We start from the raw sequence: 13,840 nt of genomic DNA, 5'->3' as shown, positions 1-13,840 counted from the left end.
GAACCGCTGACACCTTAGCGGGACTCCGTCGCCATATCGGTGACCGGCGCAGCCATGGTGTGGCGCTGCACCATGGGGGGCAGGAGGCGGCTGAGGGTATCACTGATGTAACTCAGAAACAGCGATCCCATGCTCTGGTCAAAATAGCCCGGCTGGCAGCTGCCGACCGCAAACACACCTACCAGCTCATCATGTCTGAGCGGTACCAGCGCCACGGAGGCAATCGGTTCTTCCCGGTCCGGGAACAGAAACTCCCGCTCGCTCTCACGGAACTGGCCGCATACGGCCCTCTCGCCTTCCAGCAGGCTACCCAGTCGCTCACGGGCCACGGAGGGACTCACCACATGCAATGCACCCTGGGAGGCCTCGGGCAGTTCGACATCGGTGAACAACAGTACGGAGGCAGCGTCGAGGCCGAAATCGCCGCGGATGCTGTCGTCAATGGCCGAGGCCATGTCGTTGAGGGTCCGGGCCTCAATCACCTGCATCAGTAAGCGCTTGCTCTTCTCGAACAACCGGTCATTGTGGCGGGCGATGGACACCAGCTCCACCAGCTCCCTGCGCAGAGTGTCCCGTTGCTCCCGAAACAGATGCACCTGGCGCTCCACAAGGGAAATCGCCCGACCACTGTCGTGTGGCAGGGTAAGACTGCGCAGCAGTTCGTCCTGATCAATAAAGAAATCGGGGTTGGCTCGCAGGTAGTCTGCCACCTCTTCCCGCGTGAGCTCACCGGCCTTCTGTCGGGCCGTTTGTTCTGTCATGGAGTACTCCTGGCTGTCAGGATCTTTGTTTATGGGGGCGACCGCTCCTGCGGCGGCGACCACCAGATTCACCCGGCAGCCTCAACTGCCCCTCAAATACACTGGTTGCAGGCCCTTCCATCATAACAGGGGACCCCTCACCCTGCCATTCGATGACCAGCTTGCCACCCCTCAACTCCACCTCCACGCGGGAGTCCAACAGACCACGCAAGCAGCCGGCAACAACAGCGGCACAGGCGCCGCTGCCACAGGCCATGGTCTCGCCGGAACCCCGCTCAAATACCCGGAGTCGAACATGAGTGCGGTCGAGGATCTGCAAGAACCCGATATTGGCCCTGGCCGGGAATCGGGGATGGCGCTCGAGCTTGGGCCCCAGCGTTTCCACCGGCGCCTGTTCCACATCCTCAACCAGCAATACGCCATGGGGATTACCCATGGACAGGGCGCTCAGTTCCACTGTCTGGCCATCGACATCCACGGTGTAGACGTCCTTGCGGCGGTCAGCGGCAAACGGAATCGCCGGCGGATTGAACTCAGGCACACCCATGTTAACCATCACCATGCCTTCGCGCCCCACGCGAAGCTCAATCACGCCTTTCGCGGTCTGAACCCGGATGACTTTTTTATTGGTCAGGCGCTGGTCGCGAACGAATCGCGCGAAACACCGGGCCCCATTGCCGCACTGCTCCACCTCGGATCCGTCCGCATTGAAAATGCGATAACGGAAATCGACATCCGGCAGACCAGGCGGCTCCACCACCAGCAGCTGGTCGAAGCCAATCCCGAAATTCCGGTTGGCCAGTTCCCGGATCATCTCAGGCCGCAGACGGAACGGCTGGCTGATGGCATCCACCACCATAAAATCGTTGCCCAGCCCATGCATCTTGGTGAACCGAAGCGTGGGGCCCTGATTCCGGCGTTGCTGTGTCATCTCCTCGCCCCCGCTCATTCAGGAAGGCAGCTCTCGGGTGCGAGCTGGTCTTCGAGAGTTTCACGGCGACGAACCACATGCACCTGGTCGCCATCGACCATCAGTTCCGGCGGCCGGTTCCGCGTGTTGTAATTGGAACTCATGACAAAGCCGTAAGCACCGGCAGAGCGAACTGCCAGCAGATCCCCCGCCTGCAGGCGCAGATGACGATCCTTGCCCAGGAAGTCGCCGGTTTCACACACCGGGCCGACCAGATCCCAGGCCTTTTCCTCGCCTTCCTGATGCGGCCTGACCGGAATGATCGCCTGCCAGGCGCTGTACAGGGCCGGACGAATCAGATCATTCATCGCGGCATCAATGATGGCAAAGTTCCGATGCTCGGTGCACTTCAGGAACTCGACCCTGGTCAACAGAATGCCGGCATTGGCGGCAATGGAACGGCCCGGCTCGAGAATCAGCTCCAGCTTCCGGTCACCCAGGCGCCCGGCCAGCGCTTTCACATAGTCCGATGGCTGCGGCGGCTGCTCCTGATTGTAGGTAACACCCAGGCCACCGCCCATATCCAGATGATGGATGTGAATGCCCTGCTCCGCCAAGGAATCAACCAGGGCCAGCACACGGTCAAGAGCGTCCAGGAACGGTGACACACTGGTCAACTGGGAACCAATGTGGCAGTCAACACCCTTCACTTCGAGATTCGGCATACCGGCGGCACGGGCATACACCTGTGGGGCTTCGGCAATGTCGATGCCGAACTTGTTCTCTTTCAGACCCGTGGAAATGTAGGGGTGGGTACCGGCATCAACATCCGGGTTCACCCTCAGAGAAACCGGTGCCTTCACGCCGAGCTCGCCCGCCACGGCATTGAGCCGGTCCAGCTCGGTGTCGGATTCCACATTGAAACAGCGCACGCCCACCTCGAGCGCCCGCTTCATTTCCCACTCCTGCTTGCCAACGCCGGAGAAGACCACCCGTGATGGGTCGCCACCGGCTTTCAATACCCGCTCCAGCTCACCGGCCGAAACAATATCGAAGCCGGCACCGAGTCGGGCCAGAACATTCAGCACGGCGAGATTGCTGTTGGCTTTTACCGCGTAGCACACCAGATGCGGATGATCCCGAAGGGCATCGTCGTAGGCCCGATAGTGCCGTTCGAGCGTCGCGCGGGAGTAGACATAAGCCGGAGTGCCAAAACGATCGGCAATGGCAGAGACAGGGACATCCTCGGCGTAGAGCTCGCCGTCGCGGTAGTTGAAATGATCCATGAGTTTCCTGATTCGTTGTACGGGGTCGGGAGGCCGGCGTGCTACTCGCGGTTTTCTTCCCTGTCTGACGGCTCCTGGGCGGAATCCGCCGCGGAATTCGCAGATGCGGCCTGACTGTCACGGTACAACGGACCTTTCTGGCCGCAACCGCTCACAGTCAGAGCCAGCACCAGCACCATGATCGGCAGAGTCCACGCTCGCATATCGGCTACCTACCCCTGAGTTCACAATGGACGCAGTATACCTGACACCCGCCCCGGGCCGCGAGGTCAGCGCGCGTTTGCAAGGTGCCGGTTCAAAGAGTCCTCCAGTACAGACCGGTAATAAAGGTACTGACTGGTCTGGATGTCCTGCTGATAGACACGCGGGTCGAGGTCGTGGGGCAGATGGACGTCGGTCAGGTACACCGGGTAACCCTCGTCACTCTGGCGCAGGGACCGGATGTAGTGGGCCACCGCCGGAATCAGTTGGTCACCATATTCCTGTACGCTGAATTCCTGGTCACCGCAAAAGATGTCGAAGCGCAGCCGACTGTCCCCCTCATGGATACCCACGGCCTGAACCTCAAACCCGGGCAGGGGTACGCCCGAATCCGATTCGGGACGGTATTCGGCGCGCCAGGTCCCGTCACGCCGGATAATTTCGTAACACTGAACGCCTGCAACTACTCCGGCCGAGTCGGTGTGGCGCAGCAGCCGCCGCTCAATCAGGTTATCCAGAAACCGCAGAACCGGTACTAGAAGGTGCCGGCGGCTGGTCACCGCCTGCTCCCAGCTGAACACCGAACCCAGCTCATCAACCACCCAGAGCCGCGCCCGTTCGCCCATAATCCGGTAGAACACCTGGATATTATCCGGTTCGCTGGCCAGGCAAACCGCCCGCAGGGCCGGCTCCTCCTGCAGCGCATAACGATCGAACACCACCGGCAGGTAGCGTTCCTGGGGCATTGCCAGGTGCTCCATCAGCGCTTCAAAACTCTCCAGGGCCACGAATCCCGGCTCCAGGCCATTGAACTGGAGCAGGAAGTAGCGTCGATCCATCTCAATCACATAGCGCAGCGGATGCGGGCCGGCACCGCCGGCGAAGAAGGGTCTGAGCACATCGGCAAACAGTTCCTGAACCCGGCGGGCAATTGCAGAACCGTGGCCCCGGTTGTGGCAGTGCACCTGAACGCCGGGCAGTTCAGCCGGATTTGCTGCCACCGAGGCGAGGATATTCTTCAGGCACTGGATCAGGGTATCGCCGGCCGCGTAGTGTTGCAGACTCACCTCGTGCCAGCTGTTGAAGGTGATCTGGTCGATGCTGATCACCAGGTTCTCCCGACCGCCACTGAAACCAAGAGAATCATGCCGTGAGCTGAGCTTGTGGAGCCCCTTTTCCGTGAGGTGCGCCTGGGGATCGACACCCACGTTGACCAGCAGCAGGTTTCTCAGGGGGCGAACACCCCGGGACAGCGCCTCCCGCTCGGCCGGCGGAACCGGAAAGGGCAGAAACGCGGATAGCGCGTCCAGCATTTCCCGCAATTCGCTGACCGAGGCAATGCTGGTTCCCGAACGCACGTTCAGTCGTGTCGATCTTGTCAGCAGACCATTGCAGTAGCACCAGACCATCAGTTCCGCCAGATTACCCGAGCGACGAATGACGGGTTGCCAGAACGCATCGGCCGGATCTTCCAGATCCCGATACAGGAGCCAGCCATTGGAATCGCCACCCTGCTCCGACTGATGATGGAACGCCAGGTTTTCCTCGGCCAGTGAAGGGGCCAGCCCGGGGTTGATCTGCTCAATCTTGCCGGCTTTGCGCTGAAACGCCGCATAGAGTTTGCGGCCCAGCAGGTTGATATCGTTGGCACTGATAGCAGCCCGCTGGCCATGTTCCCTGGCCATTTTCGACAGCAACCGGTAACTATGAGTCAATTCGTTGACAATGGTTCGGCGCAAGGTGGTGACATCCTCCGCCCGCCAGCGCTGACGCTCGTCCAGTTCTGACAGCGTACTCTCGGACCAGCCCCAATCTGTCACTAGCTGGCGCAACAGGCGAGCGCGCCACTGCTCCCCTGAAGCCTCGGACCGGGTCAGCGGCAAGCCGGCTTTCAGGTACAGGCTCCGACGGATCAGGTCCAGTCTCGAGGCCACTTCCGGCCCGGCAAGCCAGCCTTCAAGGCGGCTGTAAAGCATGACGTAAGGGTCGAGGCTGTCGGCATCGGTCTCTCCCCGGAATACCGCCCGCTTGAACGCGGCGGACAATAAGGCCTCGCCGGTCGTGCGCGCGTAGCATTCGATCAGAAGCAGCTTGAGGATCGACTTCCAGGGCGCGTCAATTCCCTTGTACAGCTGCCAGACACCGGCACCGAGAAATTCTGCCTCGGGGATCCCCGGTACCGGGCCAAAATCGATGTAATCCTCGGCGCGCACAAACCGGAAATCGACCAGCTTGCGCATGCAGTCGTCGTAGTTTTGCTCCTGTTCCGGGGGAATCAGCCACCACATGGGCCACGCGCCGGCCAGATGGATGCTGGTCCGGTAGAACTCATCCAGAAGCAGGAAATGCTGGGCACTGCCACAGTTTTCGCCGGTTACTTCCGCCCGCTGTCGGCCGGCCCGCCAGTCCGAGGCACAGAAAACGAAAACATGAAGCTCCACACCAAACGATTCCGCCCAGCGGGTCAGCTTGGTGGCCTTGCGTTCAAGACAGCGAATGCCCCGCTCCGGCAAATCGCTGCGGTGGCAGAGCCAGACATCGAGGTCACTGGCCACGGAGTGACCCAGGGTTCCCGGGCTGCCCATCAGGAATACGGCGTCCAGATCCGGCTTGCGCTTGCCCTCATCCTTCAGCGAAAAGGTTCGGGCCAGCCGCCGCGCCGCATTGATCGTGGCCGGCGAAGGTTTGTAATTACTGAAACCATAAGGGCAATCGCTGTCCAGATAACCGGGCAACGCGGGATGGTTGAGATGAAACGCCAGGGGCAGAATTTCCAGCACCATCTGCTGGCGATAGGACAACGCCGAATGGGCGCGATTCCAGCGCTGCTGATTGACCAGTAGAAACCGGTCCCTCAGACGACGGAGGGTCTTGCGATCTATTCCCTCCTCAAAGTCGAGGGAAATCGGGGCAACGTGGGCGGTCAAGGCGGCTCCGCAGAGAGGTTCTTTTCAGCATCAGTATGAGTATGATGTCGGCATCGTGGCAAAACCTTTAGAAAAATAAAAGCTGGAGAACGCGCGAGGCTCATCCGCTGTGAAAGAATTCATCATCCGCCGCTACCGATCGGAACAGTCCCCGGCGTCTGAGCGCCAGACTGTTTTACGCATCGACGATGAAGGCAAAGTGCTGTTCGCCGACCATCAGGCCGAGGCGGTGCTCGGCTATGACGCCAGCGAACTGGAGGGGCAGCCGGTGCATCGCATACTGGCGTCACGCCAGGACGATCCCTTCGCACCCGCCAACCGCCATCGAATCGAGAGAGGCCAGAATGTCCTGGTGACCTTCCGGCACAAGGAGGGCTTTTTCTATACCGCCAGTCTAACCCTGCGGCTGGACATGCGAGACTCCGACAAGGCAGCCAGCGCCACGATAACCCTGTGCGACAGCTCCAACAGGGATTCCCGGCTGTTGCGGGCCGCCGAGAGCAGTGCCGGTTTCGGGATCTGGGAACTGGACACTCGAAGCAATGAAATGACCTGGACCGAGGGTATGTTCCAGCTTCTCGAACTGAGACCTGGCGCCGAGATCACCCCCGAGCAGGCGCTGTTTTACTGCCAGACCGGACAGCCCCGGGTGCGAGCCATGTTCCGTCGCTGCCTCCGCACGGGAGAGGCGTTTTCCCTTGATCTTGATATCGTCACCTCGCGGCAGAACCAGCGGCGGGTGACGCTCAGTTGTCGGGCACTGAAGCAGGGTGGCAGGATTCCACGGCTCGGCGGCACCCTGGTGGACCGGACCGCCGACATGCAACTCGACAAAGCCCGCCAGCATGCGAACACCATGCTTGCTGCCACCACCAGCGCCACCCCGGATCTGGTTGTCGCCGTCGATGCTTCGTTCAACCTGCTCCATTTCAATACCCCCTGGGCCAGACAGTTTTACGAGACCTTCGGCCGGCACCCCGAAGTGGGCGATAATCTGAGCGACCTTCTGAACGAGTTCCCGAACGAACGAAGGCTGATGGAGCGGCTCTGGCACCGGGCCTTCGAACGCGACAGCTTTGTGGTTGAGATGCCCATGGCCCAGCAATCCCGTGAGTTGCCGGTGCATGAATTCCACTACCAGCGCCTGACCAACGACCAGGGCGACGTCACCGGCGCCGTGCACGTGGCCCGTCGCATAGAGCCCAAGCTGAACCATGCCTCCAGCGAGGAATACCGGATACGCCACGATCCGGTTACCGGCCTGATGAACCGCAAGGCATTCATCGCCCGATTGTTGAGAACCCTGGAGCAGAAGACCCATCGGGAATCCTGCGACAGTCTGCTCTACCTGGATCTTGACGAATTCGAGCGTTTCAACGATCTGGCCGGCAGCGGAACCTGTGACCGCTATCTCCGGGAACTGGCCGGAAACCTGGGCGTACGGGTGCGCCAGCGCGATGCCCTGGCTCGACTTGCCGGCGACACCTTCGCACTTCTGATCGAGAACTGTCCGGAAGCCCGGGCCCGCAAGATCGCCCAGGAAACCCTCAATCTGATCGGCGACTTTGTTTTCGACTGGCAGGGACACAAGCTCCAGACCACCGCTTCAGGCGGTCTTCTGATTCTGGACGGCGACCTCCCCGGAGACCCCGAGCAGCTTCTGAGCCAGGCAGCCGATCTGTGCCATACCGCCAAGACATCCGGGCGAAACCGGGTGCACGCCGCCAGGGCCATTGTCCACCAGACCGACGAATCCACTGCTAGCAAACGGGTCGAGCAGATCCGCGACGCGCTGGATAATCACAACCTGATTCTCGAATACCAGGCAATGCGACCGGTGGCCAGCCCCACCTGGGGCGACCATATTGAGATCCTTTGCCGGATTCCGACGACCGCAGACAATGAAGCAGCACTGAAGCCCGACGACTTCCTGCCGATCGCGGAACGTTTTGACCTGGCCAAACGACTGGATCGCCAGGTGATCCGACAAACCCTGGATTGGCTGGGCAACCAGCCGTTGCTCGAACCACGATTGAAGTACTGCGGCTTCAACCTGTCCCTGGCCAGCGTTCTGGACGATACCTTCGCGGATTTTATGGCCGATGCGCTCAGTGATTCAGCGTTCGACCCCGGCTGTTTCTGCCTGGAAATCAGGGAAGCCCACGCCACCCAGTACCCCGATGACGTGGCCGTCCTGTGCGACGCATTGCATCGGGCCGGTTTCCGTGTCGCCCTCGACGGCGCCGGTGCGTCGGTTGAAAGCTATAGCCTGGCCGCCAGATTGCCGGTGGACATCATCAAACTGGATCGGAGAATGGTTCAGCAGCTGGAAGAGGACCCGGTGCAGCAGGTGATGCTGGAAGCCCTGCACCGGATTGCCGAGGCCGCCGGCAAGATCACCGTGGCCACTTTTATCGAGAGCGACGACGCCCTGCGCAAGGTCCGGACCTTGGGCATACATTACGGGCAGGGGTACCGGCTTTTCCGCCCACAACCGCTTGATGAACTCACCCCCGCGGCAGTGGACCTGACAACGGGGCGAATCGGCGGCTAGCCGTTCCGCCCCCCGGGGAAACGCTTCAGCCCAGTTGAGCGCGGGCTCTACCGACCGCCGCGCGCACCTGGTCCGGGGCAGTGCCACCCAGATGGTCACGGGCCTGGACCGAGCCTTCCAGGGTGAGCACATCAAAGACATCAGCGCCAATATGATCGGAGAACTGCTGCAGCTCTTCCAGGGTCATATCGGACAGGTCGCGACCTTCAGCCACCCCGAACGCCACGGACTTGCCAACAATTTCGTGGGCATCCCGGAAGGGTACGCCTTTCTTCACCAGGTAATCCGCCAGATCAGTGGCGGTGGAGAAGCCGCGCTTGGCCGCTACCCGCATGTTATCCGCCTTGGAGCGAATCGCCGGAATCATGTCGGCATAGGCCTTCAGGCAGCCCTTCACGGTATCCACGGTGTCGAACAGCGGTTCCTTGTCTTCCTGATTGTCCTTGTTGTAGGCAAGCGGCTGGCTCTTCATCAGGGTCAGCAGGCTGATCAGGTGGCCGTTGACCCGACCGGTCTTGCCCCGGACCAGTTCCGGCACATCCGGATTCTTTTTCTGGGGCATGATGGACGAGCCGGTGCAGAACCGGTCCGGCAGGTCAATGAAGTCAAACTGGGCAGAGGTCCAGAGCACCAATTCCTCGCTGAACCGTGACAGATGCGTCATCAGCAGCGCCGCAAAGCTACAGAACTCGATGGCGAAATCCCGGTCGCTGACGGAGTCCAGGCTGTTCTCGGTGGGCCGGTCAAAGCCAAGCAGCCGGGCAGTCATTGCCCGATCAATGGGATAGGTGGTGCCAGCCAGCGCAGCCGCGCCCAGGGGCATTACGTTCACCCGCTTGCGACAGTCCTGCAGGCGCTCGGCATCCCGCACCAGCATCTCGTACCAGGCCAGCAGGTGATGCCCGAAGGTCACCGGCTGGGCAGTCTGCAGATGGGTGAAGCCGGGCATGATGGTATCCGCCTCGCGCTCGGCCAGGTCCAGCAGGCCTGCTTGCAGGCGCTTCAGTTCCTCGGCGATGACATCGATTTCGTCCCGCAGGTACAGACGGATGTCCGTGGCCACCTGGTCGTTACGGCTGCGACCGGTGTGGAGTTTCTTGCCGGTGATGCCAATACGGTCGGTCAGGCGTGCCTCGATGTTCATGTGCACGTCTTCCAGACTCACGGACCACTGGAAATTGCCGGCCTCGATATCTGCCTTGACCCCGTTCAGGCCCTCGATGATCTGGTCCCGCTCCTCATTGGTGAGCACGCCAACCTCGGCCAGCATGGTGGCATGGGCAATGGAGCCGGTGATGTCGTGATGGTACAGGCGCTGGTCAAATCCCACGGATGCGGTAAATTTTTCAACAAAGGCATCGGTGGGTTCACTGAAGCGTCCGCCCCAGGGTTTTTCAGAGCTTGTGGTCTGGTCAGACTTTTTCTGATCCGTCATGGTCTATCTTTCCTGCTGACAGCCCGGCATCATCTGGCGGGAACTGGGTACATTGAACGTGGCGGGAGTATACCATTCTGACCCGGGTAAAGGAGACACCCCGTAACGGGGACAAAGGTGTGACAGAGAGAGAGTTCTTCGTTCCGGACCTGTGCCGGGTGAGGGCCGTGTTCCTGTTGCTGGTCACCAGTGAACTGCTGGTTCTGGTGCTCGCCATCGTGCAGGCGGAGCGGGGCTGGATTGACTGGAATTACTTCGGGCTGTTGTCGCTGTTCGTGCAGTGGACCACCCTCACCAGTGCTGCCCTGATCTGCCTCCTGCGCGCACGGCTTGCGCGGATGTCCGTCTCTGGGGCGACAACCACCATTGTTGCCATTGTTTTGCTGGATGTGCTGGCGTTCAGCCTGTTTGCCGACAGCGTACTGCACCCCCAGGATGGCGTGGCCGTGTGGCAGGGAGTGGCCAAAAAAATGCTGCTGGCACTGCTGATCGTGCTCATGGTGCTGCGTTATTTTTACCTGCAGCACCAGTGGCAACAGCAGCGTGAAGCGGAAATGCAGGCGCATCTGGCATCGCTTCAGGCCCGCATTCAGCCCCACTTCCTGTTCAACAGCATGAATACCATTGCGAGCCTGATTGCCACCAACCCGGAACGGGCGGAAGAGGCGGTCCTGGATCTGTCGGAACTGTTTCGCGCCAGCCTTCGCACCGGCGACCAGCTGATCCCGCTGTCCAGGGAACTGGCACTGTGCCAACGCTACCTGGCCATCGAGGCGCTGCGCCTGGGCGACCGCCTGAAACTGGAATGGCAGATTGAAGAGGGTCTGGAGCAACAGGCCATTCCCCCGCTCACGCTGCAGCCCTTGGTGGAGAACGCCATTTACCACGGCATCCAGCCCCGACCGGACGGCGGGACCGTGAGGATTGAAGCCCAGGCCAAAGGCGAGTTTGTGTACCTGCTGGTACAGAATCCAAAGCCGGACCAGAATAACCGGCAACACGAGGGCAACCGAATGGCGCTGGCCAACATACAGTCCCGGCTCCGGGCGCTGTTTGGCGAACCGGCGGTGTTAAAACACAGCCACCAGAACGACGTGTATACCGTTACCCTGAGATTGCCCCGGCAAAAGGCCGGCGAACAAAAAGCCCCAAAAACATGAGTTCATGAACTAGGAAATTGAGACCAGTCATGCCTGATACCCGCAGTGTCCTGATCGCCGATGACGAACCCCTGGCCCGCGAGCGCATCCGCCGGTTGGTGGAGGCGCTCCCGGGTTATCGGGTCTGTGGCGAAGCTGCCGACGGTGACAGTTCTCTGAAACAGGTGGCGGAACTTGAGCCGGATATACTGTTGCTGGACATCCGAATGCCCGGCATGGACGGTATGGAGGCTGCCAGCCGCCTGAGCCAGTTGGCCAATCCGCCTGCCCTGATTTTCTGCACGGCCTACGACCATTACGCCATCCAGGCGTTTGACGTGCAGGCCATCGCCTACCTGCTCAAACCGGTTCGCAAGGAGGCCTTGGCGGATGCCCTGGCCCGGGCCGGCAGGATCAACCGGGTACAGCTGCAGGCCCTGAACGGACAGGCGGCACAGAACCAGGAGCAGCTGGCGGTGCGCACCCACCGGGGCACCGAGCTGATCGATCTGTCGGAAATCCTCTACTGCGAGGCGGATCAGAAGTACGTCACCATCCACCACACTCGGGGTGAAACCGTATGCGACTATACCCTGAAGGAGCTGGAAAACAGTTACCCGAGCACCCTGCTGCGAATCCATCGGAACACGCTGGTGGGTGTCCGGTTTATCCAGGCACTGAAACGGACACCGGATGGCCACAACCTGGTCGTGCTCAGGGATGGTCAGGGCGAGCTGCCGGTGAGCCGCCGCCATACAAGCAACGTGCGCCAGTGGCTTCAGGAACACCAGCCAGGGTGAATCCGTAGCGCTCGCCAGAGTTGGTCGCCACGGGACTTTTCTGCCGCCACAAGGTAACCTTGGCGGACATTTTTTTCGAACCGACAGTGAGTGTCATGTCCAAACGTACCCTTCGCATTGCAACCCGCAGCAGCGCACTGGCGCTGTGGCAGGCGGAATTCATCAAGGCCGAGCTGGAAAGGCTGCACGACAACATCACCGTGGAACTGGTCAAGATCAAGACCCAGGGTGACAAGATACTGGACGTGCCACTGGCCAAAATCGGCGGCAAGGGCCTGTTCGTCAAGGAACTGGAAGAAGCCATGCTGGATGGCCGGGCCGATCTGGCTGTGCACTCCATGAAAGACGTGCCCATGGAGTTTCCGGAAGGCCTGGGCCTGGTCGCCATCTGCGAGCGGGAAGACCCGACCGATGCTTTCGTCAGCAACCACTACGACAGCGTTGACGCCCTGCCCGAGGGTGCCGTGGTCGGTACGGCGAGCCTGCGTCGTGAGGCCCAGCTTCGGGCCTATCGCCCGGACCTGAAAATTCGCGTACTGCGCGGCAACGTCAATACCCGGCTGGCCAAGCTGGATGCCGGAGAGTACGAGGCCATTGTGCTGGCCAGCTCCGGCCTGAAGCGTCTGGGCTTTCACGACCGGATTCGCTACTGCCTGCCGGACACCGTCTCGCTGCCGGCTGTCGGCCAGGGCGCCCTGGGTATTGAATGTCGAGTGGATGACCAGGATCTGCTGACCATGCTTGAGCCCCTTAAGCACAAAGACTCTTGGGATCGCGTCACCGCCGAAAGGGCTCTGAACCGTCGGCTGGAAGGCGGTTGTCAGGTGCCAATCGCGGCCTACGCGCTGCTTGAGGACGACGATACTATCTGGCTTCGGGGCCTCGTGGGCGCCGTTGATGGCACCCAGATTTTCCGGGTTGAAGGCCGGGCACCCCGCGCCGAAGGCGAGCGCCTGGGCCGTGAACTGGCCGAGGACCTGCTGGCTCTCGGTGCCGACAAAGTGCTGGCTGAAATCTATGGCCACACACCAACCTGAGCCCGACCTGTACGGCCGGCGGATCCTGATCTGCCGGCCCGAACCCGAGGCCTCCCGCCTGGCCAAGCGGTTTCGCTCAGCCGGTGCAGATGTCAGGATTCTGCCCCTGATTGACCGGGAGCCTCTGCCGGAAACGCCCGAGCGCCGCACACTTATTCTGAGCCTGGATGAATTTTCCCATGTGATCGCCGTCAGCCCGTTTGCCGCGCGATTGCTGCTGGAGGAGGTGGACACCTGGTGGCCGCAGATGCCAATGGGCATCCGCTGGTATGGTGTTGGTGCCGGTACAGCCGCCGTGCTTGCGGAACACGGCCTCAGCCCACGCCGGCCACCCGACGGCTGGACTAGCGAGGCTCTGCTGGCGCTGCCGTCACTGCAAAAGCTGCAAGGCGAACGGGTTCTGCTCGCCCGGGGGGAAACCGGGCGTGAACTGATTCGGGAAACCCTTGAAGCCCGTGGCGCACAGGTTACCCCGCTGCCTCTTTACCGCCGCTTTCGCCCCGACCACGCCCCACAGAAGGTCCGGGCCACCCTCGGCACCTATGATCCGGAGGCCATCGTCGCCCTGTCCGGAGAAACCTTGAACAATCTCATCGCACTATGTGCGAATAGCAGCCATAATCTATACGATAGGTTATTGATTGTTCCCGCAGATCGGGTTGCCGAACAGGCCCGGGCCGCGGGATTCACAAATCCGTGTATACCAGGAAGCCTTGCCGATAACGACATCGTGGCCACGGTTGCAGCGCAACTTGCCGGCCGGGACGGTGGCTCCGGAAAAGCCAAGTAA

The 13,840-nt window shown here is 61.1% G+C and carries 11 protein-coding genes; 5 read left to right on the top strand and 6 right to left on the bottom strand.

What is annotated here, in order from left to right; translation table 11 throughout:
* Nucleotides 1-14 precede the first annotated feature (14 nt).
* The 5 genes from GJU83_RS17795 to GJU83_RS17775 form a co-directional block, all read right to left on the bottom strand.
* The gene (locus tag GJU83_RS17795) at nucleotides 15-761 is read right to left on the bottom strand and encodes a DUF484 family protein (RefSeq protein ID WP_069184736.1); all 747 of its coding nucleotides are present in this window, start codon (nucleotides 759-761) and stop codon (nucleotides 15-17) included.
* A 16-nt stretch (nucleotides 762-777) separates the two neighbouring features.
* The gene (gene dapF / locus GJU83_RS17790) at nucleotides 778-1,692 is read right to left on the bottom strand and encodes a diaminopimelate epimerase (protein WP_153634861.1); all 915 of its coding nucleotides are present in this window, start codon (nucleotides 1,690-1,692) and stop codon (nucleotides 778-780) included.
* A gap of 14 nt (nucleotides 1,693-1,706) precedes the next feature.
* Nucleotides 1,707-2,957 (bottom strand): diaminopimelate decarboxylase, encoded by a 1,251-nt coding sequence (gene lysA, locus GJU83_RS17785; protein WP_153634860.1) that lies wholly within the window; start codon nucleotides 2,955-2,957, stop codon nucleotides 1,707-1,709.
* A gap of 41 nt (nucleotides 2,958-2,998) precedes the next feature.
* Nucleotides 2,999-3,160 (bottom strand): LPS translocon maturation chaperone LptM, encoded by a 162-nt coding sequence (gene lptM / locus GJU83_RS17780; protein ID WP_228290018.1) that lies wholly within the window; start codon nucleotides 3,158-3,160, stop codon nucleotides 2,999-3,001.
* Between the two features lie 66 nt (nucleotides 3,161-3,226).
* Nucleotides 3,227-6,085 (bottom strand): class I adenylate cyclase, encoded by a 2,859-nt coding sequence (locus GJU83_RS17775; protein WP_153634859.1) that lies wholly within the window; start codon nucleotides 6,083-6,085, stop codon nucleotides 3,227-3,229.
* Between the two features lie 109 nt (nucleotides 6,086-6,194).
* Between GJU83_RS17775 and GJU83_RS17770 the strand changes: the two genes are divergently transcribed.
* Nucleotides 6,195-8,639 (top strand): EAL domain-containing protein, encoded by a 2,445-nt coding sequence (locus GJU83_RS17770; protein WP_153634858.1) that lies wholly within the window; start codon nucleotides 6,195-6,197, stop codon nucleotides 8,637-8,639.
* A 25-nt stretch (nucleotides 8,640-8,664) separates the two neighbouring features.
* Here the strand turns inward: GJU83_RS17770 and argH are convergent, their stop codons facing one another.
* Nucleotides 8,665-10,074 carry an argininosuccinate lyase gene (gene argH / locus GJU83_RS17765; protein ID WP_153634857.1) on the bottom strand — a complete coding sequence of 470 codons (1,410 nt, stop codon included), beginning with the start codon at nucleotides 10,072-10,074 and terminating at the stop codon, nucleotides 8,665-8,667.
* Nucleotides 10,075-10,193: 119 nt separating this feature from the next.
* Between argH and GJU83_RS17760 the strand changes: the two genes are divergently transcribed.
* From GJU83_RS17760 to GJU83_RS17745, 4 genes are all read left to right on the top strand, one after another.
* On the top strand, nucleotides 10,194-11,234 hold the full coding sequence (locus GJU83_RS17760) for a sensor histidine kinase (RefSeq protein ID WP_153634856.1): 1,041 nt from the start codon (nucleotides 10,194-10,196) through the stop codon (nucleotides 11,232-11,234).
* A gap of 29 nt (nucleotides 11,235-11,263) precedes the next feature.
* Nucleotides 11,264-12,013 carry a LytR/AlgR family response regulator transcription factor gene (locus GJU83_RS17755; protein WP_153634855.1) on the top strand — a complete coding sequence of 250 codons (750 nt, stop codon included), beginning with the start codon at nucleotides 11,264-11,266 and terminating at the stop codon, nucleotides 12,011-12,013.
* A 95-nt stretch (nucleotides 12,014-12,108) separates the two neighbouring features.
* Nucleotides 12,109-13,050: a hydroxymethylbilane synthase gene (hemC, locus tag GJU83_RS17750; protein WP_153634854.1), complete on the top strand. Its 942-nt coding sequence runs from the start codon at nucleotides 12,109-12,111 to the stop codon at nucleotides 13,048-13,050.
* Complete coding sequence (locus GJU83_RS17745) at nucleotides 13,031-13,840, top strand: uroporphyrinogen-III synthase (RefSeq protein WP_153634853.1); 810 nt, start codon at nucleotides 13,031-13,033, stop codon at nucleotides 13,838-13,840. The genes hemC and GJU83_RS17745 overlap by 20 nt, the downstream gene beginning before the upstream one ends.

The sequence above is a fragment of the Marinobacter salsuginis genome, assembly GCF_009617755.1.
GTDB classification, from domain to species: domain Bacteria; phylum Pseudomonadota; class Gammaproteobacteria; order Pseudomonadales; family Oleiphilaceae; genus Marinobacter; species Marinobacter salsuginis.
The sequence above is the reverse complement of the archived record's forward strand: the minus strand, read 5'-3'. Positions and strand labels throughout refer to the sequence as shown.

Coding starts and splice junctions, on each gene's coding strand:
- lptM (WP_228290018.1), bottom strand. CDS start 3,160: ATGCGAGCGTGGACTCTGCCGATCATGGTGCTGGTGCTGGCTCTGACT.
- dapF (WP_153634861.1), bottom strand. CDS start 1,692: ATGACACAGCAACGCCGGAATCAGGGCCCCACGCTTCGGTTCACCAAG.
- argH (WP_153634857.1), bottom strand. CDS start 10,074: ATGACGGATCAGAAAAAGTCTGACCAGACCACAAGCTCTGAAAAACCC.
- GJU83_RS17795 (WP_069184736.1), bottom strand. CDS start 761: ATGACAGAACAAACGGCCCGACAGAAGGCCGGTGAGCTCACGCGGGAA.
- GJU83_RS17745 (WP_153634853.1), top strand. CDS start 13,031: ATGGCCACACACCAACCTGAGCCCGACCTGTACGGCCGGCGGATCCTG.
- GJU83_RS17755 (WP_153634855.1), top strand. CDS start 11,264: ATGCCTGATACCCGCAGTGTCCTGATCGCCGATGACGAACCCCTGGCC.
- lysA (WP_153634860.1), bottom strand. CDS start 2,957: ATGGATCATTTCAACTACCGCGACGGCGAGCTCTACGCCGAGGATGTC.
- hemC (WP_153634854.1), top strand. CDS start 12,109: ATGTCCAAACGTACCCTTCGCATTGCAACCCGCAGCAGCGCACTGGCG.